General features: G+C 68.9%; 26 protein-coding genes. 7 read left to right on the top strand and 19 right to left on the bottom strand.

From position 1 onward, the window contains the following. Positions 1-7 precede the first annotated feature (7 nt). Genes M673_RS05285 through uraH form a run of 7 tightly spaced genes read right to left on the bottom strand, consistent with a single transcriptional unit; the run spans position 8 to position 8,713 of the window. Entirely contained in the window at positions 8-931 is a 924-nt protein-coding gene (locus M673_RS05285) for an ABC transporter permease (protein ID WP_061974214.1), read from the bottom strand. Then, a complete protein-coding gene (locus M673_RS05280) occupies positions 928-2,085 on the bottom strand; it encodes an ABC transporter permease (protein ID WP_061974212.1) in 1,158 nt (385 codons plus the stop codon). The genes M673_RS05285 and M673_RS05280 overlap by 4 nt, the downstream gene beginning before the upstream one ends. Beyond that, complete coding sequence (locus M673_RS05275; protein WP_061974209.1) at positions 2,085-3,611, bottom strand: ABC transporter ATP-binding protein; 1,527 nt, start codon at positions 3,609-3,611, stop codon at positions 2,085-2,087. The genes M673_RS05280 and M673_RS05275 overlap by 1 nt, the downstream gene beginning before the upstream one ends. Positions 3,612-3,630: 19 nt before the next feature. After that, a complete protein-coding gene (gene xdhC / locus M673_RS05270) occupies positions 3,631-4,494 on the bottom strand; it encodes a xanthine dehydrogenase accessory protein XdhC (protein ID WP_061974207.1) in 864 nt (287 codons plus the stop codon). After that, the gene (gene xdhB, locus M673_RS05265) at positions 4,491-6,893 is read right to left on the bottom strand and encodes a xanthine dehydrogenase molybdopterin binding subunit (RefSeq protein WP_148639980.1); all 2,403 of its coding nucleotides are present in this window, start codon (positions 6,891-6,893) and stop codon (positions 4,491-4,493) included. Before xdhB ends, xdhC begins: the two co-directional genes overlap by 4 nt. Continuing rightward, entirely contained in the window at positions 6,893-8,335 is a 1,443-nt protein-coding gene (xdhA, locus tag M673_RS05260) for a xanthine dehydrogenase small subunit (protein WP_061974205.1), read from the bottom strand. The genes xdhB and xdhA overlap by 1 nt, the downstream gene beginning before the upstream one ends. Positions 8,336-8,341: 6 nt before the next feature. Further along, complete coding sequence (uraH, locus tag M673_RS05255; RefSeq protein ID WP_061974203.1) at positions 8,342-8,713, bottom strand: hydroxyisourate hydrolase; 372 nt, start codon at positions 8,711-8,713, stop codon at positions 8,342-8,344. 173 nt (positions 8,714-8,886) lie between these two features. Between uraH and puuE the strand changes: the two genes are divergently transcribed. From puuE to M673_RS05235, 4 genes are all read left to right on the top strand, one after another. Beyond that, on the top strand, positions 8,887-10,332 hold the full coding sequence (gene puuE, locus M673_RS05250) for an allantoinase PuuE (RefSeq protein ID WP_061974201.1): 1,446 nt from the start codon (positions 8,887-8,889) through the stop codon (positions 10,330-10,332). Then, on the top strand, positions 10,329-10,823 hold the full coding sequence (locus M673_RS05245) for an ureidoglycolate lyase (RefSeq protein ID WP_061974199.1): 495 nt from the start codon (positions 10,329-10,331) through the stop codon (positions 10,821-10,823). Before puuE ends, M673_RS05245 begins: the two co-directional genes overlap by 4 nt. A gap of 320 nt (positions 10,824-11,143) precedes the next feature. After that, complete coding sequence (locus M673_RS05240) at positions 11,144-13,759, top strand: glucose/quinate/shikimate family membrane-bound PQQ-dependent dehydrogenase (protein ID WP_061974197.1); 2,616 nt, start codon at positions 11,144-11,146, stop codon at positions 13,757-13,759. After that, positions 13,756-14,523, top strand: a complete 768-nt coding sequence (locus M673_RS05235) for a class I SAM-dependent methyltransferase (protein WP_061974195.1) — start codon at positions 13,756-13,758, stop codon at positions 14,521-14,523. Before M673_RS05240 ends, M673_RS05235 begins: the two co-directional genes overlap by 4 nt. Positions 14,524-14,532: 9 nt before the next feature. Here the strand turns inward: M673_RS05235 and M673_RS05230 are convergent, their stop codons facing one another. The 7 genes from M673_RS05230 to ureC form a co-directional block, all read right to left on the bottom strand. Beyond that, positions 14,533-15,198 carry an HAD family hydrolase gene (locus M673_RS05230; protein WP_244493078.1) on the bottom strand — a complete coding sequence of 222 codons (666 nt, stop codon included), beginning with the start codon at positions 15,196-15,198 and terminating at the stop codon, positions 14,533-14,535. A 418-nt stretch (positions 15,199-15,616) separates the two neighbouring features. Continuing rightward, positions 15,617-15,922, bottom strand: a complete 306-nt coding sequence (locus M673_RS05225; RefSeq protein ID WP_061974193.1) for an alkylphosphonate utilization protein — start codon at positions 15,920-15,922, stop codon at positions 15,617-15,619. Positions 15,923-16,098: 176 nt separating this feature from the next. Beyond that, a complete protein-coding gene (locus M673_RS05220; protein ID WP_061974191.1) occupies positions 16,099-17,436 on the bottom strand; it encodes an 8-oxoguanine deaminase in 1,338 nt (445 codons plus the stop codon). Continuing rightward, complete coding sequence (gene ureG, locus M673_RS05215; RefSeq protein ID WP_061974181.1) at positions 17,433-18,095, bottom strand: urease accessory protein UreG; 663 nt, start codon at positions 18,093-18,095, stop codon at positions 17,433-17,435. The genes M673_RS05220 and ureG overlap by 4 nt, the downstream gene beginning before the upstream one ends. After that, on the bottom strand, positions 18,092-18,817 hold the full coding sequence (locus tag M673_RS05210; RefSeq protein ID WP_244510307.1) for an urease accessory protein UreF: 726 nt from the start codon (positions 18,815-18,817) through the stop codon (positions 18,092-18,094). Before M673_RS05210 ends, ureG begins: the two co-directional genes overlap by 4 nt. Next, positions 18,789-19,268, bottom strand: coding sequence for an urease accessory protein UreE (locus tag M673_RS05205; protein WP_061974179.1), 480 nt, complete (start codon positions 19,266-19,268; stop codon positions 18,789-18,791). Before M673_RS05205 ends, M673_RS05210 begins: the two co-directional genes overlap by 29 nt. Before the next feature lie 174 nt (positions 19,269-19,442). Then, positions 19,443-21,155 carry an urease subunit alpha gene (gene ureC, locus M673_RS05200; RefSeq protein WP_061974177.1) on the bottom strand — a complete coding sequence of 571 codons (1,713 nt, stop codon included), beginning with the start codon at positions 21,153-21,155 and terminating at the stop codon, positions 19,443-19,445. Positions 21,156-21,279: 124 nt separating this feature from the next. On the opposite strand from ureC, the gene M673_RS05195 reads away from it, so the two are divergent. Both M673_RS05195 and M673_RS05190 read left to right on the top strand, forming a co-directional pair. Further along, positions 21,280-21,720, top strand: coding sequence for a hypothetical protein (locus M673_RS05195; protein WP_148639979.1), 441 nt, complete (start codon positions 21,280-21,282; stop codon positions 21,718-21,720). A gap of 158 nt (positions 21,721-21,878) precedes the next feature. Beyond that, entirely contained in the window at positions 21,879-22,382 is a 504-nt protein-coding gene (locus tag M673_RS05190) for a hypothetical protein (protein ID WP_061974173.1), read from the top strand. Positions 22,383-22,453: 71 nt separating this feature from the next. On the opposite strand, the gene M673_RS05185 is transcribed toward M673_RS05190, so the two are convergent. Continuing rightward, a complete protein-coding gene (locus M673_RS05185; protein ID WP_061974171.1) occupies positions 22,454-22,759 on the bottom strand; it encodes an urease subunit beta in 306 nt (101 codons plus the stop codon). 1 nt (position 22,760) lies between these two features. Then, entirely contained in the window at positions 22,761-23,330 is a 570-nt protein-coding gene (locus tag M673_RS05180) for a HupE/UreJ family protein (protein ID WP_061974170.1), read from the bottom strand. 305 nt (positions 23,331-23,635) lie between these two features. On the opposite strand from M673_RS05180, the gene M673_RS05175 reads away from it, so the two are divergent. Beyond that, complete coding sequence (locus M673_RS05175; protein WP_061974169.1) at positions 23,636-23,857, top strand: hypothetical protein; 222 nt, start codon at positions 23,636-23,638, stop codon at positions 23,855-23,857. Between the two features lie 119 nt (positions 23,858-23,976). Here M673_RS05175 and M673_RS05170 read toward each other — a convergent pair whose 3' ends face one another. From M673_RS05170 to M673_RS05160, 3 genes are all read right to left on the bottom strand, one after another. Continuing rightward, the gene (locus tag M673_RS05170) at positions 23,977-24,279 is read right to left on the bottom strand and encodes an urease subunit gamma (RefSeq protein ID WP_061974168.1); all 303 of its coding nucleotides are present in this window, start codon (positions 24,277-24,279) and stop codon (positions 23,977-23,979) included. Between the two features lie 69 nt (positions 24,280-24,348). After that, a complete protein-coding gene (locus tag M673_RS05165; protein WP_061974167.1) occupies positions 24,349-25,203 on the bottom strand; it encodes an urease accessory protein UreD in 855 nt (284 codons plus the stop codon). 30 nt (positions 25,204-25,233) lie between these two features. Further along, positions 25,234-25,887, bottom strand: a complete 654-nt coding sequence (locus M673_RS05160; RefSeq protein ID WP_244510306.1) for an amino acid kinase family protein — start codon at positions 25,885-25,887, stop codon at positions 25,234-25,236. Between the last annotated feature and the right edge of the window lie 211 nt (positions 25,888-26,098).

The following is a 26,098-nucleotide window of genomic DNA, read 5'->3' as shown; positions in this document are numbered from 1 at the left end:
TGCGGGGTCAGGCCGAGGCCCGGAAGGGTTTGCCGAGGCAGGCGGGCGCGGCGCTGCGGGTGCGCGCCCGGCCCGAGATGAGGGCGAGGACGAGGATCGTCGCGAGATACGGAAGGCTGGTCAGGAACTCGGGCGCAAAGAGCGACCAGCCGGCCGCCTTGGCCTGCAGTTCCAGCGTGATGACGGCGCCGAAGAGATAGGCGCCGAGCAGCAGCCGGCCCGGCCGCCAGGAGGCGAAGACCACGAGCGCGATGGCGATCCAGCCGCGCCCGGCGGTCAGCCGCTCGGCCCACATCGGGGTCAGCACCAGCGAATAGTAGGCGCCGGCCAGCCCCGCCATGGCGCCGCCGAACAGCACCGCGCAATAGCGCACCTTGAGAACGGGATAGCCGATCGAATGGGCCGAGGCGTCGCTCTCCCCCACGGCGCGGAGCACGAGGCCGGCGCGAGAGTGCTTGAGGAACCACCAGACCGCGAAGGTCAGCGCGAAGGAGGCGTAGACGATCGGCGAATAGCCGAACAGGACGCGCCAGATCGGATCGGTGCTGAGCGAAGCGGGAAAGACCGGGCCGAAGATCGGCGTGGTGATGCCCACGAAGGAGGCGCCCGCCAGCGCCGAGACGCCGGTGCCGAAGATGGTGAGCGCCAGACCGGTCGCGACCTGGTTGGCGGTAAGGGTCAGCGTCAGGAAAGCGAAGATCAGCGAGGCGGCGGCCGCCGCCGCCATGCCGCCCAGCGCGCCCAGGGCCGGCACGCCGGTCGTCACCGACACGATGAAGCCGGTGACGGCGCCGATCAGCATCATGCCCTCGACGCCGAGATTGAGGACGCCCGACTTCTCCACCACCAGTTCGCCCAGCGCCGCGATCAGGATGGGCGTGGCGGAGGTAACGATGGCGACGATGATGGCGACGACGAGCGCTTCGTTCATGCCGTCACCTCGCCCTTCGCCTTGTTCGCTTCGGGCAGCGTCGCCGCGCCCGCCGGGGGCGCCAGCGTCGCGGGCGCGGGGCCGCCTAGCCCGCCGGAGCCGCCGAGCGCCAGCCGGTAGCGCACCAGAACGTCCACCGCGAGCAGGAAGAACAGCATCATGGCCTGGAACACGCCGATCGCCGCCGCCGGCAGGCCGATCGCGGTCTGCGCACTTTCGCCGCCGACATAGGTCAGCGCCAGGACGAGGGCGGCCAAAACGATGCCGATCGGATGCAGCCGGCCGAGAAAGGCGACGATGATGGCGGTGAAGCCGTAGCCGACGGGAAAGGCGGGGACCATCTGGCCGAAGGGTCCTGCCGCCTCGAAAATGCCGGCCAGCCCGGCCAACGCGCCGCCAAGGGCCAGCGTCATCCAGACCACCCGGTTCTCGCGAAAGCCGCCATAGCGCGCCGCCTGCGGGCTGAGGCCGACGACGCGGACCTGAAAGCCCGCCACCGTACGCGACACGGCGAACCAGAGCGCCAGCGCCACAGCGAGAGCCACAGGAATGCCGAGATGGATCAGCGTGCCCGGCACCACGAAGGGCAGGGTCTGGTCGGCCGAGAACATGGCCGTCTGCGGGAAGTTGAACCCCATCGGGTCCTTCCACGGGCCGCGCATGAGATAATAGAGAATCTGGATCGCGACGTAGTTCAGCATCAGGCTGGACAGGATTTCCGAGACGCCGAGCGCGGTGCGCAGAAGCGCCGGGATCGCCGCCCAGACCACGCCGCCGACGATGCCGGCCACGACCATGAACGGCAGGATCCAGGGGCCGGTCATCTCGAGCGTAAGAAGCGCGACACCGGTGCCGGCGAGGCCGCCCATGACGTATTGCCCCTCGGCGCCGATATTCCAGACATTGGCGCGAAAGCCGACCGAAAGGCCGACGGCAATCAGCGCCAAGGGCGCGGCCTTTACCAGAAGGTCCTGCCAGCGATAGGGGTTGAACAGGGGTGTGACGAAGATCTCGCGCACGGCGCCGAACCCGTCATAGCCGAGCAGCGTGAAAACAACGGCGCCGACAACGAGCGTCAGCACCACCGCGAGCACGGGCGTCGCAAAGAGCATGGTGCGGCTCGGCTCGCGCCGGGGAACGAAGCGCGGAGCCATCAGGCGGCGACCTCCGCATGGGGCTCGCCATGGATGCCGCCCATCAGAAGGCCGACGCGCTCGATCGAAATGCCCTTCACCTCCATCGCGGGCGACAGGCGCCCCTCGTTGATCACGGCCAGCCGGTCGCAGAGTTCCAGAAGCTCGTCGAGATCCTGGCTGACCACGACGATGGCCGCGCCCCGCGCAGCGAGGTCGATCATCGCCTGCCGGATGAAGGCGGCGGCGCCCGCATCGACGCCCCAGGTCGGCTGCGAGACGACGAGCACGGTCGGCTCCTGGCCGATCTCGCGGCCCATGATGAATTTCTGCAGATTTCCGCCCGAGAGCGAACGCGCGGCGGCGCGCGGCCCCGTCGCTTTGACGCCGAAGCTCTTGATGACCCCCTCGGCAAAACGGCTCGCGGCTGCGGTGCGCAGGAGGCCCCCTGAGGCCAGCCCCTTGCGGGCGCGGGCCGAAAGGATGGCGTTTTCGCTTAGCGTCATGTCCGGCACGGCGGCGTGGCCGTTGCGCTCTTCCGGCACGGTGGCGAGCCCCGCCCGGCGCCGCGCCGAGACGCCGGCTTGGCCGAGTTCGCGTCCGTCGATGGCAATGCGGCCGGAAACGCCGGCCGTGCGCTCGCCGGACAGCACTTCCAGAAGCTCGTTCTGCCCGTTGCCGGCCACCCCCGCGATGCCGAGGATTTCGCCCGCGCGCACGCAAAAGCCGATCTCCTTCAGGCTCGTGCCGAAAGGCAGCAGGCCGGGGGCGGACAGGCTGGAGACCGCGAACCGCTCGGCCCCGGCGCTGCTGGCGGGCTTTTGCGAGAGCGCCTTCAGCGAACCGCCGATCATCAGCTCGGCCATGGAGCGCGCGGTTTCCGCGCGCGGGTCGCAGGTGCCGACGACGCGCCCGCCGCGCAGGATGGTGGCGGTCGAGCAGAGCGTGCGGATTTCGTCCAGCTTGTGCGAGATATAGAGGATCGAGCAGCCCTCGCCCTGCAGCTGGCGCAGCACAGCAAAGAGCGCCTCCACCTCCTGCGGCGTCAGGACCGAGGTCGGCTCGTCCATGATCAGGAGCTTGGGCCGGCCGAGCAGGGCGCGCACGATTTCGATGCGCTGGCGCTCGCCGACCGAAAGCGTGTGGACTTCGCGATGCGGGTCGAGCGCGAGGCCATAGCTGGTCATCACCTCGCGCACGCGCGCTTCCAGCGCGCGCCGGGGCGGCGGATCGTCCATGCCGAGCGCGATGTTCTCCAGCACCGTCATCGCCTCGAACAGGCAGAAATGCTGGAACACCATGCCGATGCCGAGACGCCGCGCCTCGCGCGGCGAGCCGACGCGCACGGGGCGGCCGTCGAACAGAATCGTGCCCTCGTCGGCGCCCTGCACGCCGTAGATGATCTTGACCAGCGTGGACTTGCCGGCCCCGTTCTCGCCGAGCAGCGCATGGATGGCGCCGGGGGCGACGGAAAAGGAGATGTCGTCGTTCGCCACAACGCCCGGAAAGCGCTTCGAAACGGACTGAAGCTCAAGACGAGGCGACATGGAAGAGGTCCGACGCGATTCAACCATCTGGGTTATTGCACTCGTTTTGCACAAGCGCAAAGCCTGAGCAGCGGTTTTCCTCAGCCGTCGATAGGATCGCGGTCAAGATTTCGGCAGCCGCCAAGGCGGCGATCACCGCCGGCCGCTTGTCGCGCACTTGATGCCCACCGATCGGCAGCGTGAGGCGGGCCGCGAGCGCCCCCTTCCCCGCTTCCGTCAGGCGTCGCCGAAAGGTCTCGCGCTTGGTGGCCGAGCCGATCATGCCGACATAGGCCGCGTCCGCGCGCCGCAGAGCCTCAGTCGTGATCAGGAAATCCAACGCATGGTCATGCGTCATCACCACGAAGGCGGAACCGGCGGGCGCACCAGCAATCTCGGCCTCGGGCAGCGCGCGCAGGCGGCGCTCGGGGCCGACGGGCAAGGCGGCCAGCCGGTCGGCCCGCGTGTCGACGACGATCGTCCGCAGCGGCAGCGGTGCAAGGGCCTGGGCCAGCGCCTGGCCGGTGTGGCCGGCGCCGAACAGGAAGACGCTCGGCCAGGCGTCTCTCTCCCGCGCCTCCAGCGCTTCCATCTCGGCGAGCAGAGCGGCGTCGAGCCGGCGCAGGCCCAGCCCGACATGGCCGCCGCAGCACTGGCCGATGGCCGGCCCGAGCGGGATGGCGAGATCGCTCCGCGCCTCGCCGGCCGCCAGAAGCCGGCGCGCCTCGATGATCGCCTCCATCTCCAGCGCACCGCCGCCGACCGTGCCGCTGGCATCCTGTACCGTCACCAGCATGAAGGCGCCGACCTCGCGCGGGGTGGAGCCGCGTGCCGTCTCGACACGAACGAAGATGGCGGGCCGCCCCTCGACCAGGGCGGCGCGAAGGGCGGGCAGAGCGCTCATACGGCGCGCACCGCGCGCACGGCCGACAGGATTCGCTCGGGCGTCGCCGGGGCGTCGAGCTGGGGAAAGCGCCGGCCCTCGCCGGCCGCCAGCACCGCGTCCGTCAAGGCGGAGAAGACCGAGAGCGCCAGCATGAAGGGCGGCTCGCCCACCGCCTTGGAGCGGAAGACGGTTTCGGCCGGGTTGCGGCCCTTGTCCCAGAGCTTGATTCGGAGATCGTCCGGCCGGTCGTTGGCGGTCGGGATCTTGTACGTGGACGGCGCATGGGTGCGCAGCCGCCCCGCCTTGTCCCAGACCAGCTCTTCGGTGGTGAGCCAACCCATGCCCTGGATGAAACCGCCCTCGATCTGGCCGAGATCGACCGCCGGGTTCAGCGACTGGCCGACATCGTGGAGAATGTCGGCGCGCAGCAACCGGTTCTCGCCGGTCAGCGTGTCGATCACCACTTCGGCGCAAGCCGCGCCATAGGCATAGTAGTAAAAGGGCTTGCCGCTCGCCGTGTCGCGATCGTAGCTGATGCCGGGAGTCGCGTAGAAGCCGGTGGAAGAGAGCGAGACGCGGCCGAGATAGGCCTCGCCCACGAGGTCGCAGAAGCGCTTTTCCAGGGAGCCGATCCGCACCCGGTTCGGTAGGAACTCGATCGCCTCCGGGCTGACGCGGTAGCGATCAGCGGCAAAGGCCACCAGCCGCTCCTTGATCGTGCGCGCGGCGGCCTGCGCGGCCATGCCGTTGAGATCCGAGCCGGAGGAGGCGGCGGTGGCGGAGGTATTGGGCACCTTGGCCGTGGTGGTCGCGGTGATCTTCACCTTGTCCACGTCGATCTGGAATTCCTCGGCCACGACCTGCGCGACCTTGGTGAAGAGGCCCTGCCCCATTTCCGTGCCGCCGTGGTTCAGGTGAACCGAGCCGTCCTTGTAGACATGGACCAGCGCGCCGGCCTGGTTGAGATGCGAGGTGGTGAAGGAAATGCCGAACTTCACCGGCGTCAGCGCAAGGCCCTTTTTCAGGACCGGGCTCGCCGCGTTGAAGGCACGGAGGGCTTCGCGCCGGGCGCGGTAGTGCGAGGAAGCTTCCAGTTCCTCCACGATCTCGGCGATGACGCTGTCCTCGACGCTCTGGCGATAGGGCGTCACGCCCGGCTCGGCGCTGCCCATGGCGGGGTAGAAATTGCGCTTGCGCACGTCGAGGGGATCGATCCCGAGATCGAAGCCGATCCGGTCCATCGCCCGCTCGATCGCCACCATGCCCTGCGGCCCGCCGAAGCCGCGAAAGGCGGTGTTGGAGACCGTGTGCGTCTTCAGGCGGCGCGAATGGATATGGGCGGCCTTCAGGTCATAGGCATTGTCGGCGTGGAACATCGCGCGATCGGCGATGGCGCCCGACAGATCCTTGGAATAGCCGCAGCGGATGAACTGCCGGAACTCGGCGCCGACGAGCCGCCCCTCGCCGTCATGGCCGACGCGGTAGTCGGTGCGGCATTCGTGCCGTTTGCCGGTCATTTCCATGTCGTCGTCGCGGTCGAGCCGGCACTTGGCCGGACGACCGGTCTTCAGTGCCACCAGCGCGGCGACGCTGGCAAAGAGCGCGGGCTGCGATTCCTTGCCGCCGAAGCCGCCGCCCATGCGCCGCACTTCGACCGTCACCGCATGGTCGGCGCGGCCGATGGCTTTGGCGACATTGTGCTGCACTTCGGAAGGGTGCTGGGTGGAGGAGCGCACCACCACGTCGCCGTCCTCCTGCGGCCAGGCATAGGCGATCTGGCCTTCGAGGTAGAAATGGTCCTGCCCGCCGGTCTCGACCCGGCCTTCCACCACATGCGGCGCGGCGGCGAGAGCCCCCTCCAAGTCGCCGAGGCGCATTTCGTGCGGAGCGAGAAGGTCCTCGCCGGCCGTATCGGCCGCCGCGATCGCCTCGTCCAGCGTCACGGCCGCCGGCAGATCCTCGTAGGAAACCACGGCGAGCTTGGCCGCGGCGCGCGCCTGCTTCACGCTCTCGGCGGCCACGGCGAAAAGCGGCTGACCGACGAAGCTGACTAGCCCGTCGGCAAAGATCGGATCGTCGCCGAAGACGGGAGAATAGTCGTTGATGCCCGGCACATCCTCGACGGAAAGGACGCAGGCGACGCCCGGCGCGGCGCGCACGGAAGCCAAATCCATGGAGAGGATGCGCGCATGGGCCTTGGGGCTCATGGCGAGGAAGATTTGCAGCGTGCCCGGAAGCTCAGGATCGTCATCGAGATAGCGCGCCTCGCCCGAGACATGCTTGGCGCCGCTATCGTGGCGGATCGGCTGGCCGACGCCGCCCTTGAGGCGCGTCTGTTGCAGCGGCGGCGCTTCGCCGAGCACGGTGGGCTCGACCGTGCCGGCTTCGCCCCGGTCCTGAATGCGGGTCTCGTCCATCACGCCACCTCGTCGATGCGGGTCGGGACGCCGGCGAGTTGCAACCGGAAGCGCTCCAGGCAGCCGGCGGCGGCGAGAAGCCGATAGTCGGCGCTGGCGCGCAGATCGTCCAGCGGCTGAAAATCCTCGCGCAGCGCCGCTCCAGCCAGCGCCACGGCTTCAGTGTCGAAGGGCCGGCCGGTCAGCGCGCGCTCGGCGGCGAGCGCCCGCTTCGGCGTTCCCGCCATGCCGCCGAAGGCAAGGCGCGCCTCGCTCACCACGCCGTCTTCGAGCGTCAGCTTGAAGGCGGCGAGCACGGCGGAAATGTCGGAATCCTGCCGCTTGGAAATCTTGTAGGCAGCGAAGCGCTCGTCCTCCTTCAGGAGCGGCACTTCGATGGCGGCGACGAACTCGCCGGGCACGCGGTCCTGCTTTCCATAGGCGATGAAGAACTCTTCCAAGGGCAGCGTCCGCATATCGTCACCCCGGCGCAGGAAGAGATTGGCGCCCAGCGCGATCAGCATGGGCGGCAGGTCGCCGATCGGCGAGCCATTGGCGATGTTGCCGCCGACTGTGCCAGTGTTGCGGATCTGATAGCCGGCAAAGCGGCGCATGACCTCGCCGAGATCGGGGTGGATCTCGGCCAGCCGCAGCCGCGCCTCAGCATGCGTCACGCCCGCGCCGAAGAAAAGCGAGTGCGGCCCTTCCTCGACATGGCGAAGGTCCTCGACGCGCGAAACGTCGATCATCACCGGCAGGTCGCGATGCTGCTTGGTGACCCAGAGCCCAACATCGGTGGCGCCCGCGACCAGCGTGGCGTCGGGATGCGCGGCATAGCAGTCGGCGAGATCGTCCACATTGCCGGGCGAGAGCCAGAGCCGGCCCTCCGCCTCATAACGAAAGACGCTTTCGCCGCGCGCGGCGCGCAGCCGCTTGGCGGTTCCCGCATCCGCGCTCGCCGTATCGGGCAGCGGCTGCTTGGCGAGATCGAGCCCGGCATCCACGATCGGCCCATAGCCGGTGCAGCGGCAGAGATTGCCGGACACGAGATCCTTCACCGACTGACGATCACCGAGCGCACCGGTTTGCCAGCCCGCATAGAGCTGCATCACGAAGCCCGGCGTGCAGAAGCCGCATTGGCTGGCATGCCGCTCCACCATGGCGCTCTGGATCGGGTGCGGCCCGTCTTGGCCGAGATGCTCCACCGTCACCACCGAGCGCCCGTGCAGCGCCGGCAGGAAGAGGATGCAGCTGTTGACGGCGCGGCGCCGGAGGCCGCCTTCCCCGTCCGGCTCCTCGATCAGGACCGTGCAGGCGCCGCAATCGCCCTCAGCGCAGCCTTCCTTCGTGCCGGTCAGCCGCTCGGTGGGGCCTCTGAGATAATCGAGAACCGTGGTCGTGGGCATGAGGCCCTCGACGCTGCGGTCCTCGCCGTTCAGGAGAAAGCGGATCGCCTCGCTCATCGTGTCTCAGCTCCCGCGATAGGTGGAATAGCCGAAGGGCGAGATGAGAAGAGGCACATGGTAGTGCCGCGTCTCGGCCACGCCGAAGCGGATCACCACGTCGTCCAGGAATTTCGGCGCCGGCAGCTCGGTGCCGTTTCCGTCGAAATAGGGGCCGCAGAAGAAGGTCAGCTCGTAGACGCCGGGCCGGCAGCTCTCGCCCTCCAGAAGCGGCTTGTCGCAGCGCCCGTCAGCATTGGTGCGCGTTTCCACCACCAGCTCGCGCCGGTCGCCCTCCACACGGTGGAGCACGAGTTCCAGGCCGCTCGCGGGCACGCCGCGCGCCGTGTCGAGGACATGCGTCGTCAGCCGGCCGGCCGGCGCGTCGTTGGCTGTCATGAATCGAGGGATCCTTCGGTCTTGACCATCCGGTCAATCAGTCTGCACCGCTTCAGGCGCCCTCGTCCAGTCTCGGAACGATTCCAGGGAACGATCCCGCGCCCGGACGGCCATGGAAATCGGCGGTGGATCGTCGTATCCGAAAGGGACGCCTGAGACCGGAGAGCCGCGCCATGACCACAGCCTATCCCCGCGACATGCTCGGATACGGACGCCGCACCCCCGATCCGCGCTGGCCGAACCCCGGCGGCACCGGCCCGGCCAGGATCTGCGTCCAGTTCGTGGTGAACTACGAGGAAGGCGGCGAGAACGCGGTGATCCACGGCGACAAGGCCTCCGAGGGCTTTCTGTCGGAGATCGTCGGCGCAGCGCCCTGGCCGGGCCAGCGCCACATGAACATGGAATCGATCTACGAATACGGCGCGCGCGCCGGCTTCTGGCGGCTCTGGCGGATGTTCACCGAGCGCCGGCTGCCGGTGACCGTCTATGGCGTGGCCACCGCCCTGGAGCGCAGCCCCGAACAGGTCGCCGCCATGCAAGAAGCCGGCTGGGAGATCGCCTCGCACGGGCTGAAATGGATCGACTATCGCGATCACACGATCGAGGCCGAGCGCGCCGACATGGACGAGGCGCTGGCGCTGCACGAGGCGGTGACGGGCGAGGCGCCGCTCGGCTGGTACACCGGCCGCTCCTCGCAGCACACGCTGGAACTCGCCGCCGAGCGCGACTTCCTCTACGCCTCCGACGCCTATGCCGACGATCTGCCCTATTGGCAGGAAACGCGCACCAAGCCGCTCCTGATCCTGCCCTACACGCTGGACAGCAACGACATGCGCTTCGCCACGCCCCAGGGCTTCAACACGGGCGAGCAGTTCTTCACCTATCTGAAGGACGCGTTCGACTGTCTCTATGCCGAGGGAGGCGAAGGCCAGGCGAAGATGCTGAATATCGGCCTGCATTGCCGGCTGGTCGGCCGCCCCGGCCGGGCGCAGGCGCTCGCGCGCTTCCTCGACTATATCCAGTCCAAGCCCGACGTCTGGGTGGCGACGCGCGCCGACATCGCCCGCCACTGGCGCGAGCACTTCCCCTATCGCCCGTCGATCCAGCCGAGCCGGCTGGAGAGCGCGGTCTTCCTGCGAATGTTCGGCGGCGTGTTCGAGCACTCGGCCTATCTGGCCGAGCGGGTTCTGGATCGCGGCATCGGCCCGGCCCACGACACGGCTCCTAGCCTTTCCGCCGCCTTCGCCGCCACGTTCCGCCGGGCGAGCCAAGCCGAGCGCCTCGCCGTCCTCCGTGCCCATCCCGATCTCGCCGGTCGGCTGGCGCTGGCCGGCGGGCTGACCGCGGAATCCTCCGCCGAGCAGGCCTCGGCCGGGCTGGACCAGCTGACGCCGGAGGAGCTGGAGCGCTTCACCGCCCTCAACGGGCGCTACACCGAGCGCTTCGGGTTTCCCTTCATCATCGCCGTGCGCGGCCTTTCCAAGCACGGCATCCTCGCCGCCTTCGAGAGGCGGGTGGAAAACGGCGAGACGCAGGAATTTGCCGCCGCCTGCCGCGAGGTCGAAAAGATCGCCCGCCTGCGCATCGCCGCGATCCTGGGAGAGCGAGCCGCGTCATGAAGCGCCTTTCGCCCCGCCCGCTCGACGCCGACAGCTTTCGCCCCTTCGGCGAAGTGATCGAGCCCGACAATTCCACCGAAATCCGCCTCATCAACAACGGCACGACGACGCGCTTCCATGACATCGCGCCGGTGGACGTGGCGTCCGGCGGCGGCCACGCCTTGATCTCGATCTTCCGGGGCAAGCCCTTCTCCCTGCCGCTGGAGATTTCCATGCTGGAGCGCCATCCGCTGGGCAGCCAGGCCTTCATGCCGCTGGAGGGCCGACCCTATCTCGTGGTCGTCGCGCCCGATCGGGACGGCCAGCCCGGCGAGCCGGTGGCCTTTCTGGCAAGCGGCCGGCAGGGCGTCTCCTACGCCAAGGGCACATGGCACCACCCGCTGATCGCGCTGGAGGACGTGTCGGACTTTCTGGTGGTGGATCGCGGCGGGACGGGCAGCAATCTCGTGGAATTCCTTCTGCCCGAGCCGGTGCGCGTCGATCCAATCTAGCGCCCCGCTTCAGTCGGTTCGACGGCGCCTGTGCGCCGTTGGAGCCGGTCGAGCCTGACACCTTGCGCGCATCGAGAAGGCACTGCCGCTCGTTTGCGCCAGGGACGGGGCATGGCATTCCGCAGGGGTTAGCCGGCAAAGGCGTCCGCTCCAGCTTCTTTGGCTCCCCTCCGCAGAGCCATTGCTCCGCCCGCGCACAGCGTTTCTCACCGAGATTCGACCGGGTCGGACCTAATCTTCCCGTTTGCGTGAGGTTTTGGCTTGAAGCCCTTTCGCAGCGCGACATCTCGCACCAGTCGTCGCCGCGAAGGAACCCGACCATGCCCGGCCGCTCTCCCCCACCTGCCCTTCTTGTTCTTTCCATCCTCCTCGCCGTATTCGGCCTGGCACTGCTCGCGGGCGGTGCCTGGCTCCTCCTGAAGGGCGGCTCGGCCTATTATCTCGTCGCCTCGGTTCTCTTCCTCGTCACCGCCATTCTTCTCTACCGGCGCAAGCCGGAAGCGCTGGCGGTCTATGCGCTGCTGGTTCTCGGCACGCTGATCTGGGCGCTCTACGAAGTCGGCTTCGACTGGTGGCCCTTGGCGGCGCGCGGCGATGTCGTGTTCGTGCTCGGCGCCGTGCTGCTCCTGCCCTTCGTGACGCGCGAGCTCGGCCGACGCAGCGTGGCGGACGCGCTGGACGGGCGGGCCTTTACGCCCCCTTCGGCCCTTCGCGGCACCGGCGCCATGCTGAGCGGCTCGCTGGTCGTGGCGGTCGCCGTGGCCATCACGTCCTGGTTCGTGGATCTGCACCGGATCGAGGGCGAGTTGCCGGGCGTGCGCACCCGCATCTCTGCCGACGCCTCGGGCATTCCGGCGGGCGAATGGCACGCCTATGGGCGCACGCAGGCCGGCCAGCGCTGGTCGCCGCTCGCCGACATCACGCCGGCCAACGTGTCGAACCTGGAAGAAGCCTGGCAATTCCACACCGGCGACCTGCCGCAGCCCGGCGACCCCGTCGAGACCACGTTCCAGGTGACGCCGCTGAAGATCGGCGAGCGCCTCTACCTCTGCACGCCGCACCAGAGCGTCATCGCGCTCAATGCGACGACCGGCGCCGAGGTCTGGCGCTATGACCCGCGCATCCAGGGTGCGCTGGCGCTCCAACACCTGACCTGCCGCGGCCTCGCCTACCAGCCGCCCGGCTCCGCCAACAGCGCTCAAGCCGCCGCGCAGCCGGCCCCGACCAACGTCGCCGAAAACCCGAACGCCCCTGCCGGTACGGCCTCCGAACTCGCCGCACAAGGCGGACTGACCGCGCCGCAGGAACGCGGCGCAAGCGGCGCTTCGAGCGAAGGCGCGCCCACCCAGCAGAACGCCGGCTCGGCCGATCCCGGCCTGCCGGTGGCGGCCGCCAATGCCGAGACGGCCGTCTGCGACGCCAAGCTCTTCATGCCGACGGCGGACGCGCGCCTCATCGCGCTCGATCCTGAGACCGGCCATGTCTGCTCGAATTTCGGCGGCGGTGACGGGCAGATCGATCTTTGGAACCGGATGCCCAACGTCAATCCGGGCTCCTACTATTCCACCTCGCCCCCGGTCGTGGCCGACAATCTCGTGATCGTCGGCGGCACGGTTCTGGACAATGTCTCGACCGCTGAGGCTTCCGGCGTCATCCGCGCCTTCGACACCACGACCGGCGATCTCGTCTGGAACTGGGATTCGGGCAATCCGACCGACACGGCGCCGATCGGCGAAGGCGGGACCTACACGCCGAACTCGCCCAATTCCTGGTCGATCATGAGCGCGGACCCCGCGCTCGGCATGGTCTACGTGCCGCTCGGCAACCAGCCGCCGGACCAGTGGGGCGCCAACCGCTCGGAGAATGTGGAGCGCTATTCCTCCTCGGTCGTCGCGCTGGACATCCGCACGGGTCAGGTCCGCTGGCACTTCCAGACCGTGCATCACGATCTCTGGGACTATGACGTGCCCTCGCAGGCTAGCCTGATCGATCTGCCGATCAACGGCGAGACCGTGCCCACTCTGGTTCAGCCGACCAAGCAGGGCGAGGTCTTCGTGCTCGACCGGCGCACCGGCACGCCCGTTCTGCCCGTTCGCGAGAAGCCAGCGCCCGGCGGGGCCGTCGCGCCCGACCACACGGCGCCGACGCAGCCGGTCTCGCAGGTCAGCTTCGATCCCAAGCCGCTGCGCGAGCGCGACATGTGGGGCGCGACCATGTTCGACCAGCTCTTCTGCCGCATCGCCTTCCATTCCTATCGCTATGACGGGCGCTTCACGCCGCCCTCGCTGGAAGGCTCGATCATCTATCCCGGCAATTTCGGCGTCTTCAACTGGGGCTCCGTGGCGGTCGATCCGCAGCGCGGCGTCCTGTTCGGCACGCCGGCCCATCTCGCCTTCCTGTCCACCCTCGTGCCGCGCCCGCAGGACCGGACGCTGGTGGTGAACAAGGAAAAGCCGGAAGGCGCCCTGCCGGCCCTGAACGAGAATTTCGGCGCGCCCTATGCCGTGAAGCTTCGGCCCTTCACCTCCGTGCTCGGCCTGCCCTGCCAGGCGCCGCCTTGGGGCAATGTCGCGGGCGTCGATCTGACCACCGGCGAAGTCGCCTGGATGCACAAGAACGGCACCGTGCGCGACGCCGCGCCCGTGCCCATGATCCCCTTCCGCATGGGCGTGCCCAATCTCGGCGGCCCGGTGATGACGGCAGGCGGCGTCGCCTTCCTGTCCGGCACGCTGGACCAGTATGTGCGCGGATACGACGTGACGACCGGCGCGGAACTCTGGCGCTCGCGCCTGCCGGCCGGCGGTCAGGCGACGCCCATGACCTATCGCGGTGCCGACGGGCGGCAGTATGTGCTGGTGGTGGCCGGCGGCCACGGCTCGCTCGGCACCAAGCGGGGGGACAGCGTGATCGCCTACGCGCTGCCGAAGGCGCAGTGAGCGGACAAGGAGTCCACGAGGCGGCGCGCGAGGGCTATTCGCGCGCCGCCGAGACCTATGCCAGGGGCCGACCGGGCTATCCCGAGGCGCTTGGCGGCTGGCTGTCGCAGCGCATCGCGCCGGGCGAGCGAGTGCTCGATCTCGGCGCCGGCACGGGCAAGTTCACCGGGCTTCTTCTCGCCACCGGGGCGAGCGTGGTGGCGGCCGAGCCGGTGGCCGCCATGCGCGAGGGGTTTGCCGCCGCCCATCCCGGCGTGCCGGTGATCGATGCGGTGGCCGACGCCCTGCCCTTCGAGGACGCGGCCTTTTCGGCCGTGTGCTGCGCCCAGTCCTTTCATTGGTTCGCGACGCGCAGCGCCTTGGCCGAGATCCGGCGCGTGCTGCGGCCCGGCGGCTCGCTCATCCTCATCTGGAACATGCGCGACGAGAGCGTGCCCTGGCTGCACCAATTGGGCGACATCATGCGGAGGCTGGCCGGCGACACGCCGCGCCACGAAAGTGGCGCGTGGCGAGCGCTCTTCCCAGCCAAGGGTTTCGGCCCGCTGGCGGAAACGCAACTGCGCAACAAGCAGGTCGGCCCGCCCGAGCGCGTGGTGGTCGATCGTTGCCTGTCGGTCAGCTATGTCGCCGCCCTGCCCGCCGAGGAGCAGGAGGCGGTGGCGGGCCGTCTGCGCCGCCTTCTGGTCGAGACGCCGGAAACGGCGGGGCAGGACGAGATCACCGTTCCCTATGTGACGAGCGCTTATCAGGCGCGAGCGATCTGACAGCCGCCCTCAGGGCGTGAGATGCGTGCGGACCTCGTGCAGGTCGGCGGCGACGAGCCGGCAAAGGGCGCGGATTTCGTCGGTGGCCGGCAGGAGATCGGGCACCATGACCGTTCGCATTCCGGCCGCCGCCGCCGCGCGCACGCCATTGTGCGAGTCTTCCAGCGCCAGACACTCACTGGGATCGACGCCGAGAACTTCTGCCGCGCGCAGGAACGGGTCGGGCGCCGGCTTGCCCTTGGTATAGTCGCCGCTCGCGATCACCGCGTCGAAGCGATGCGCCAACCCGTGCAGCGCCAGATTGAAGGCGACGTCCTCGTGGACGGACGAGGTGCAGATGGCGCGCGGGATCTTCAAGGCGTCGAGATGGTCGAGAAACTCCACCACCCCTGCCTTCAGCGCCAGCGTTGCTTTTCCAGCGACATAGTGCCGGCGCCAGACCGCGCCGAAGGCCTCGATATCCAGCGCCTCGCCGAAGAAGTCTTGGAGATAGACACGGTTGATCGTCCAGGGCCGGCCGACCATGACGAGGAAATCCGCCTCGCTCGCCGCCCGTCCGATCTCGCTGGACGCGGAAAGAAAGGCGTCGCGGCTGAGGATCTCCGAGTCGAACAGCAGCCCGTCCATGTCGAAGATCACGGCAGCGGGCAGAGCGGGAGCGGCACTTGCGGTCACGGGCGGTTCTTTCTTCCCAGAGGTCCAGGCACGTTCTCACCAAATCTCCCGCGTTTTGCCAGGAAGTTTTACGGCGAAGGCCATGCTTTGCGGGCACGCAGTCTCATGAGGCGGTGGAGTGCCGGGGCAAAGGATTTCTCTTCCGGCGGTGTTGGAACGCGGCGCGGCGGATAAGAGAGTGTAGCGCCCTGCCCTTGGCTAGCCTTCCCTCCCCAAGTGTCGGATGGTCGGCCCTGTGAGGTTTGGGCAGACATCTCCGGCCGGAGCACAACCGGCTCGGTTCATCCGATACACCAGACGCATTGCGGGCCCATGACGGCCCGGTGGCGGCCACGGCGAGGGCCGGCAGCGGCGATGCCGTGACCGAAGGGCCCATCCGGCGGCGAAACGAACCCGCTTCGCCTCCGGATGGTTCAGGTCAGCCGCGCTTGCGCACGAACTCGGTGCGCAGCACCAGACCTTTGATCGCCTCATGGCGGCAGTCGATCTCTTCCGGGTTTTCGGTCAGGCGGATGGAGCGGATCACCGTGCCCTGCTTGAGGGTCTGGCCCGCGCCCTTCACCTTCAAATCCTTGATGAGGGTGACGCTGTCGCCGTCCGCCAGGACGTTGCCAGCCGCGTCGCGCGCTTCCGGCTTGGCGCCGGCGGCTTCCGCCATTTCCGAGGCTGGGCGCCATTCGCCGGTGGCCTCGTCATAGATGTAGTCGTCGTTCGCGTCGCTCATGATGCGCCTCGCAGCCTTCTGTCTTCGGGTTCGCCCTGCCGCAAGCCGGCGCCCTCCCCTCCCCGGCGCATCCGCGAAAGGCGGGCCAGCGTCGTCGCGTCGGAGGGTACAAGTCTGCGGCAGGTGTTTCGGCGCTTATCGCACCTGCGACATTCTGTCCAACCCGAGCTCTGACATCAGGCGAAGCGGCGCGCCGCAGCGCCATGTTCGGCGCGCAGCCGGGCGAGATCGATGCCGATCGGCTGCCCGTCCACGACGCGCCAGCGCCCGGCGACCATGACCCGGTCCGCCCGCGTCGCGCCGCAGAGCACGAGCGCCGATATCGGATCGTGCGCGCCGGAAAAGCGCAGCTCGTCCAGCGTGAAGAGCGCAAGATCGGCCTGCAGCCCCGGCGCGATACGGCCGATATCGGCGCGTCCAAGACACGCCGCCGAGCCTTCGGTGGCATAGCGGAAGGCGTCCCGCGCCGTGACCGAAGAGGCCGAGCCGGTGCGCAGCCGCCCGAGCATCAGCGCGTGGCGCACGCCCTCCATCATGTTGGAGGAATCGTTGGAGGCCGAGCCATCGACGCCGAGCCCGACGGGGCTCCCCGCCGCCTCCAGTTCCCCCACCTTGCAGAAGCCCGAGGCGAGTACCGCGTTGGAGGTCGGGCAATGGCAGACGCCGACCTTGTGCGCGCCGAGCCGCCGGCATTCGTCGGAGGTGAAATGGATGCCATGCGCCAGCCAGGTGCGCGGCCCCATCCAGCCGACCTCTTCGAGATAGTCCACCGGGCGGCAGCGGAAGCGCTCCTCGCAGAAGCGGTTCTCGTCCTCGGTCTCGCCGAGATGGGTATGGAGCCGGCAGTCGAAGCGCTCGGCCAGCGCCGCGCTCTTTTCCATCAGGCTCTTGGTCACCGAAAAGGGCGAGCAGGGTGCCAGCGCGATCTGCACCATCGCGCCGTCGGAGCGATCGTGAAGCCGGTTCAGCAGCCGCTCGGAATCGGCGAGAATCGTGTCCTCGTCCTGCACCACGGAGTCAGGCGGCAGGCCGCCATCCTTTTGGCTGAGATTCATCGAGCCGCGCGTCAGCGTCACGCGGATGCCCAGCGCCTTCGCCTCCTCGGCCTCGATGTCGATCGCCTCCTCTAGCCCCTGCGGGAAGAGATAGTGATGGTCGGCCGCCGTGGTGCAGCCCGACAGCAGGAGTTCGGTCAGCGCCAGGCGCACCGACTGGCGAAAGCTGTCGGGGTCGAGCCGCGCCCAGATCGGATAAAGCGCCTGCAGCCAGGGAAAGAGTTCCTTGTCGATGGCTTCCGGGTGGGCGCGCGTCAGCGTCTGGTAGAAATGATGGTGCGTGTTGACGAGGCCAGGCAGCACGACATGGCGCGAGGCGTCGAAGACCTCGTCCACGGGGGCGGAGGGCTCGGCCCCGCTCGGCACGAGTTCGGCGATCCGCCCCGCTTCCACGACGATCCCGCCCGCCGCCAGCGGCTCCAAGACGGCGAGCGGATTTTTGAGAAACAGCCGGCTCATGCCGCCTCGCGAAGCGGCACAAGGCCCCCAGTCCGCGCCAGGAAGTCGAGGATCGCGGCCAGCCCCTCGCGGCGCGACAGGTCGGCGAAGACGAAGGGCAAGGGGCCGCGCCCCTTGGCGGCGTCCCGCTTCATGCGCTCCAGATCGGCTCCGACATAGGGCGCCAGATCGGCCTTGTTGACCACGAGAAGATCGGAGCGAGTGATGGCCGGCCCGCCCTTGCGGGGAATGTCGTCGCCCTGGCAGACGGAGATGACGTAGATCGACAGGTCCACCAGATCGGGCGAGAAGGTCGCGGCGAGATTGTCGCCGCCCGATTCCACCAGGATCAGATCGAGATCGGGATGGCGGGCGTTCAGCTCGGCGATGGCGCGCAGGTTCAGCGAGGCGTCCTCGCGAATCGCCGTGTGCGGGCAGCCGCCCGTCTCCACGCCGATGATCCGGTCCGCCGTCAGCGCCTGCCGGCGCACCAGGGCTTCGGCATCCTCGGTCGTGTAGATGTCGTTGGTGACGACGCCTATCGACCATTGGTCGCGCGCGGCGAGGCAGATCTTCTCGCACAGCGTCGTCTTGCCGGAGCCGACCGGGCCGCCGATGCCGACGCGAAGCGGGCCGTGGCGGCGGCGGGACGGGCTCTCGGTCGCGGACGAATGGCTCATGTCAGGAACAGCCTCGGTTGCAGGGTTTCGTGGCGTAGCGCCGCGATGTCGGACAGGATCGCGGCCGAGCCGAGATCGTCCAGTGTCGAGCCCGCGGCGCGCCGGGCGGCGCTGCCGACGACCGGCTCCAGCCGGCGAATAACGCGCACCGCCTCGCGCTGGCCGAGCGGCACGAGGCGCACGGCGACGCTGGCGAGATTGGCGGCGAAGGCATGGGCGAAGGCGGCAAGGCAGGGCAGAAGCGGCACGCCCTCTCGCGCGGCCAGCGCGCCGAAAGCCAGCGTATAGGGCACGGGCGCCGCTCCGGGCTGAAGCGGCTCGGCCCAAGGCGCGGCGGCCTCCGCGAAGGCGCGTCCGAGATCCATCACCTCGCGCCGCCGCTCCGCCGATCCGGCGGAGGCGCGGGCGAGTGCCACAAGATCGTCCCAGCCCGGCCCCGTCTCGCCCTGGCTCGCCAGCCGATGGGCCTCGGTGAGAAAGACGAGGTCGTTCCAGCCCGAACCATGCAGAAGCAGGGTCTCGATCCAGCCGAACAGCGCCTCGCCGTCCCGCACCCGCCCCTCGGCGATCACCGCTTCCAGCCCGTGTGAAAAGGCGAAGGCGCCGACGGGAAAGGCTGGCGAGGTCCAGGTCAGAAGCCGGACCAGCGCCGCGATCCCGGCGCTTTCCCCCGAAGCTCCGGCCGGGCCCAGCTCAGCCATGCCCGTGATGGCCGTGGCCATGCGAATGCGCGGCCGCGCCGGGGCTGGCATAGGCGCCGCCGACGGGATCGAAGGCGGCCTCGACCTCCTCGACATGGGCGCCCAGCTCGCGCAGCATCTCGCGGATCACATGGTCACGGCGCAGGAGAATGCGCTTGGCCTCGATCTGGCAGGGCAGGTGCCGGTTGCCGATCTGCCAGGCCAGCGTCAGAAGATGCACGCTGTCGCGCCCTTCCACGGCGTAGAGTTCCTCGGGCTTGGCCAGGACCTGGACGTAGCGCCCGTCCGACAGGACGATCATGTCGCCCTCGCGCAGGAGCCGCGCCTCCTCGAGATCGAGCAGGAAGGCGATGCCCTTGTCGCTGACCATGGCCATACGCCGGCGATGGCGCTGCGCCTCGTCCAGCGTGATGGTGTCCGCGGCCTCGCCCAGGAAGGCGCCGCGCTCGATGATGCTATTGGCCTCGATCACGCCGTTTCACTCGCTCGAAATTGTCGTCAAAGGGGTTCGTCCGCCAGGGTGAAAACGGCGGAGCAAAGACGTCGCAGCCGTGAGGCGCCATGGGAGACCATGCCCCGTCTGTCGCAAGCCCGAGCGGCGTCATCTGCGTCTCCTGCGGCTGTGCCGATGCGCGGTTGCCCGAATCTAGAACAGGAAATAGCGCTGCGCCATGGGCAGCACCTTGGCGGGCTCGCAGGTCAGCAACTCGCCGTCGGCGCGCACCTCGTAGGTTTCGGGATCGACCTCGATATGCGGCGTCAGGTCGTTGAGGATCATCGAAGCCTTGGTGAGGCCGCCGCGCGTGTTCTCCACCGCCAGGAAGGTCTTCTCGCAGCCGAGCTTCTCGCGCAGGCCGTCGGCCATGGCGGCACCCGAGACGAAGGTGACGCCGGAGGCGCCGATCGCCTTGCCGTAGGCTCCGAACATCGGGCGATAATGCACGGGCTGCGGCGTCGGGATGGAGGCGTTGGGATCGCCCATGGGCGCGGCGACGATCGTGCCGCCGAGCAGCACCATGGCCGGCTTCACGCCGAAGAAGGCGGTGTCCCAGAGCACGAGATCGGCGCGCTTGCCGACCTCGACCGAGCCGATCTCGCGGCCCATGCCCTGCGCCAGCGCCGGATTGATCGTCACCTTGGCGATGTAGCGGCGCACCCGCAGATTGTCGTTGTCGCCCGTCTCGCCGGCCAAGCGGCCGCGCTGCTTCTTCATCTTGTCGGCGGTCTGGAAGGTGCGGATGATAACCTCGCCGACGCGGCCCATGGCCTGGCTGTCAGAGGAGATGATCGAGAAGGCGCCGATATCGTGCAGGATGTCCTCGGCCGCGATCGTCTCCTTGCGGATGCGCGACTCGGCAAAGGCGATGTCCTCAGGGATGGACGGGTCGAGATGGTGGCACACCATGAGCATGTCGAGATGCTCTTCCAGCGTGTTGATCGTGTAGGGCCGGGTCGGATTGGTGGAGCCCGGCAGGACGTTGGGCAGGCCGCAGACCTTAATGATATCGGGCGCGTGGCCGCCGCCCGCCCCTTCCGTGTGGAAGGCGTGGATCGTGCGGCCCCGGAAAGCGCCGACCGTGTCTTCCACGAAGCCCGATTCGTTCAGCGTGTCGGTGTGGATCATCACCTGCACGTCGTATTCGTCGGCCACCGTCAGGCAGCAGTCGATGGCGGCCGGGGTCGTGCCCCAGTCCTCGTGCAGCTTCAGCGCCGCCGCGCCCGCGCGCACCATCTCGACCAGCGCCTGCGGCTGCGAGGCGTTGCCCTTGCCCGACAGGGCGAAGTTCATGGGAAAGCCGTCGAGCGACTGGAGCATGCGCGCCATGTGCCAGGGGCCGGGCGTGCAGGTGGTGGCCAGCGTGCCGTGCGCCGGGCCGGTGCCCCCGCCCACCATGCAGGTGACGCCGGAAAACAGCGCCTCCTCGATCTGCTGCGGGCAGATGAAATGGATGTGGCTGTCCACCGCGCCGGCGGTGAGGATCTTGCCCTCGCCGGCAATCACTTCCGTGCCGGGGCCGACGACGATGGTGACGCCCGGCTGCGTGTCGGGGTTGCCGGCTTTGCCGATGGCGTGGATGCGGCCGCCGCGAAGCCCCACATCGGCCTTGTAGATGCCGCTATGGTCGAGGATCAGCGCGTTGGTGATGACCGTGTCCACCGCGCCCTCGGCCCGGCTCGCCTGGGACTGACCCATGCCGTCGCGGATCACCTTGCCGCCGCCGAACTTGACCTCCTCGCCATAGGTGGTGAGATCGCGCTCGACCTCGATGATGAGGTCCGTATCGGCCAGCCGCACCCGGTCGCCCACGGTTGGTCCGTACATGGCGGCGTAGCTGGCGCGGCTGATGGATGCGGGCATGAATCGGGTCTCCTCGGCGCATTCGGCGGGGGCAGATTAGTTCGATCGCGGAAGCTTGTCTTCTCTCGCAATGCGGGAAAGTTGAGCTTTTCGCCGGCTTGCGCGTTTAGGAAGCATGATGCCCTTGTCCAACCTTCTTCGTCCGACCTTGCTGCCCGCCCTCGGTCTCGCCCTCATGGGCGGAATGGCGCAGGCCCAGCCCTTCGACCCCGGCCCGCCGGGCACGCCGGTCGGCTCCTCCATGTCGGGCGCGTCGATCGCCGGCGCGCCGAAGGTGCGCGCGCCGCTCGCCATTCCCAACGCGCCGGTGTTTGGGGACACGGTGGAGGAGCGGCAATACGGACGCGACTACGACAACAGCTATCTGAAGCCGCGCATTCCCCGGCCGGACGCGGACGGTACCTCGACGCGGCTGCGCGCCCGCGAGGGCGACCCGGCGATCGGGCCGGGCCGCGCAGGCGACTTCGCCCGATCGGACGGATCGGTCATCAACGAGAGCGGCGTGACGCGGCCCCTCACGCCGCCGCGCCGGGCGCGCATCGTGCCGAACGCGAAGGCGCGCTGAAGGGAGCTTCGCGCTAACCAAAGCGCGAAGGAAAGCGGATGGCAGGCTTGGAAGGGGAACGGGAAGCGCGTTTTCCTGTTTGGGAACAAAGGGGTCCATCGGGCCCGATTCGAGCCATCCGGCGGGCCTCTGATCCCGCCCCAGAACGAGGCAAAGCGATGCGCGTCCTTTCACCCTCCTTGATCGCCCTCGCCGCAGGGCTGGCCTTCGCCGCACCCGCCGCGGCCCAAAGCGTCGGCGGCGGCGGTGGCATCAGCGGCAGCAGCGCCGGCGGCGGTGTCGGCGGCAGCAGTATCGGCAGCGGCAGCGCGGGCGCCAGCGGTGCGACCACGCCCAGCCTCGGCGGAGCGACCAACGCGGTCGGCTCGTCGGGCGGCGTCGGCTCCAGCAGCACCTCGACGCAGGAGCGCGCGACGGCGGGCTCCTCGACATTGAACTCGGTGAACGCAGACGCGGCGGCGCGCAGCGGCAATATCGGCGCCGCCACGACGATCGGCGGCTCCACCGGCTCGGCCACGGGCAGCACGTCCCAGAGCACGGCCGGCACCGGGCCGGCGGCGCTCTACAACATTCCGAGCCCGCGCGTTCAGGTCGACCTCGGTTCGATCCGCAGCGCCCTGCGCCAGGGGCCCAACGCGACGCCGGACCGCACCGGCAACTGAGCCGTCCTCGACCGCTCGCAAGGAAAGGCGCCTCGCGGCGCCTTTCTTTTTGGTCAGAGTTGGCTTTTCGGTCAGAGTTGCCCCTGAACGCGGCCGTTGAAACCGAATACGCGCCGGTTTCCCGACAGCGGGATCAGCCGCACGTCGCGGGACTGGCCGGGCTCGAAGCGCACCGCCGTTCCGGCGGCGATGTCGAGGCGATAGCCCCGCGCCGCTTCGCGGTCGAAGCGCAGGGCCCCGTTGGTCTCGGCGAAATGATAGTGCGAGCCGACCTGCACCGGCCGGTCGCCCGCATTGGCGACGTGAAGTTCGATCGCCTCCCGCCCCTCGTTCAGGACGATGTCGCCCTCGGCGACGAAGACTTCGCCGGGAATCATCTCAGCCCACCATCAGCGCGAGGCCGCCCAGGGCCGTAGCGCCGCCGAGCAGGCGCGGCAGAAGGCCCGAGCCGCCGAGCGAGCGGCCGAGAACGAGGCCGAGCCCGTGCAGGACGGCGGTGGACAGGGCGAAGCCGAACGCGAAGCTGCCGGCACCCGCACCGCCCAGCTCGCCGCCATGGGCGTAGCCGTGGAACAGCGCGAAGAGGCCGACGACGACCGCCGAAAGCGCGGTCGGCAGGCGAACCGCCAGCGCCACGAGAAGGCCGAGCGCCACGACGGAGGCGAGAATGGCGGGCTCCACGAAGGGAAGCGAGACGCCCGACAGGGCCAGCGCGAAGCCGACCAGCATGGTGCCGACAAAGGCGGAGGGCACGAGCCAGAGAGCGCGCCCGCCGATCAGCGCGGCCCAGAGGCCGACCGCGACCATGGCGAGGATATGATCGGCGCCGAACAGCGGATGGCTGACACCCGCCATGAACGAGCCGTGCTCGGCCGGGTTCATGTGCGCGAAGGCCGGCGCCGTGGCGGCGGCGAGCGTTGCGGCGGTCAGGATGGATCGTCTCAGCATGATGAATGTCCCTCGTTTGGTCGACAAGCGCCCGTGTGTCGGTCGCGCCGCTCCGCCCTTGGCACGGGCGGCCCCGCCCCGGCAATCCCGACGGGTTTCGAACAGGCAGGATGGAAGCGCCGGAGCGGCTTGTCAAAGGGCGGAACGGCCGGGGCTGCACCGAGGCTCGGGACTGGATCGATAAAATTGACGCCGAGCCCGTCACCGAACCGAAATTCAGCCGGTCTATGATGAGGGGCAGAAGCGAAGAGACGCGAAGGCGGCGCCAAGCCGGCCGTGTCTCGTGGTGGGACGCGCGAGAAGTGATGAAAGCGAAGCTCGTGACCTTTTCGATCGCCCTGGCGGTTCTGGGCGCCAGTTTCGGCCTCGTCTCGGCGGCCGGAACGCCGGAGCCCTTCCAGGTGCGCACCGTCATCATGAACGGCGTCAGCGGGCCGGCCTACTACTCGCGGTCGGCGGGCACGTTCCGCTTTCTCGCCGCGCAGCCGAGCGGCCAGATGGCGGCGCTGGACACGCAGGGGCGCTGAGACTTCGGAACAGGGCTTGCGGACACGGCGTGGGCGGAAGAAGTCGCCCGTTCACGAAGCTCAGGCTTCGCGGCGAATCGGGCGGGGAACGCTCGAAGGCCCTACCCCGCCCCCGACATTCAGCGAATCGGCTCGTGGACCGTCACCAGCTTCGTGCCGTCGGGAAAGGTGGCCTCGACCTGCACGTCGTGGATCATCTCGGCGATGCCTTCCATCACCTGATCCCGGCCGACGACATGGGCGCCCGCTTCCATGAGATCGGCCACCGAGCGCCCGTCGCGCGCGCCTTCCACCACGAAGTCGGTGATCAGCGCGATCGCCTCCGGGTGGTTCAGCTTGACGCCCCGCTCCAGCCGCTTGCGCGCCACGACGGCCGCCATGGCGATCAGAAGCTTGTCCTTTTCGCGGGGGGTGAGGTTCATCAGCACGATCTCCACTGAAACAGGTCCGCGCCCGAGACGACGAATCGACCGGCGCGGGCACCGAAGGTGTCAGAGCGACCATACGCGGGGAAGGCCGCCCTGCGAAAGCAGGCCGAGCGCCGGCACGAGCCGCTTTCGCAGCGCATAATAGCTCGGCGCGACGATCCGGGCGATGCCGAACCCGTCGAGAAGGCTGGCGCCCCCACCCTCTCCCAGAAGCGCGCGAAGCTCCGGCAGCAGCAGATCCGCCCGCTCGTCCTGCCAAAACACCGTCGCGAAAGCGCGCGCGCCGTTCAGCGAAGCAGCGGCGCCGGTTAGCGCGTCGATCGCGCCGTCCAGCCGCAGATCGTCGGCGAAGACGAGTTGCCCCTCGCGCCGGATGCGCCAGCGATCGCGCAAGGCGCCGCTGCGCACGCTCTCGCCCATGGCCTCGCGGCCAAGCACCACGCTTTCGCATAGGAGCACCCGGCTCGTGGCGTGGGCCTCGACCTCCAGCGTGCGGGCCAACCGCCCGCCGTCGAACAGGATGGTTTCCTGCGGCAGGAAGCGGAGCGCGGCACCCTCGCCCACCTGAAGCCGCGTATCGAGCCGCGCGTCCGCCCCGGTGGAGCGATACACGCGCTCGCAGGCCTGCGTAGTGACGCTGAGCGCGCCGCCCGGCTCGACCTCGAAGCCTTGCGACAGGGCGTCCCCACCCGCGAGGCCGCCGGCCGTGTTGACGAGAACGGCCTCGGCCGAGGGCTGGCGGGGAAAGCGCAGCTTGAGCGCGCCGGCCTGATGCAGGCGGCGAAGCCGCGTCGCGCCGCCTGGCCCCGCCGGGCCGAACACGGCGCGCGCCTCGCCCCGCGCGCGCTGGGCGCGGCCGGGCGCGGGCTCGCCTTCAGGCGGCCGAGCGTCAAGCGGCCGAGCGCCGTCGATCAGCATGGAGCGGGAAAACGGGGAATGGGAAAAGGCCTACTGCGCGGCTTCCGCAAAGGCGGTGTGCGGCTGTTCGGAGGAGACTTCCCGGCCCGGCACCACGCCTTCGCCGAAGCGGCGGCCGGAGACGGCGAGATCGGAGGGACCCGCGACATAGACCCGGGTGGACGGATGGAGAAAGGCCACGAAGGACGGGTCCACCACGCCGGCGGCGGAAATCGCCTGGAGGCTGGAGCCGGCCGGCACGTCGATCTGCTTGATGAGGCAGAGCGGAGAGCCGGGGAGCCGCGCGGCGAGCCAGGCGGCGACGCTGTCGGACGTAACGTTCCAGTTGTGCTCGACGCCCTCGCTCGACGAAATCATCTCATAGGGCATCCAGACCGGCACAAAGCCCCGCGCCTGCGCCGATTCGATGGCTTCCAGGGTGCGGGCCGGAACCAGCTTCTGGCCGAGCGCGACCAGCGCGTGGCCGAACTGCTCCATGGCCAGAAGCGCCATGCGATAGGCGGCCTCGCCATCGTAGCCGATGCGGGTCTGGAACTGGCGAACCGTGTTGGCGAAGGGGCCGCCGCCGGGCACGACGACGAGCGGGCGCGTCGTCTTCTCGATGGCCTGGACCCATTTGTGGAGATCGGGCGAGGCGATCGAACTTCCGCCGAACTTCACGATCAGCATGGATTTCGTCATCATCCTCTCCTTCCGGTCCATGGGCGTGCCGGGGGCACGATTATGTGCATCATGTGAACACGTTTTAACATGGTTGCAAAGTTGCGTGACCATTCGTTGCACGCAAAGGTGCCATGCATTGCCCGTTATCGCGGCAAACCGTTCGGAAGGAGATTTCTGTTTCCAGCCCGCCAAAGGCCCCGTTCAGAGCTGCCTTTGAAGCAAAGATCTCCGG

Source organism: Aureimonas sp. AU20 (assembly GCF_001442755.1).
Classification (GTDB): domain Bacteria; phylum Pseudomonadota; class Alphaproteobacteria; order Rhizobiales; family Rhizobiaceae; genus Aureimonas.
The sequence above is the reverse complement of the archived record's forward strand: the minus strand, read 5'-3'. Positions and strand labels throughout refer to the sequence as shown.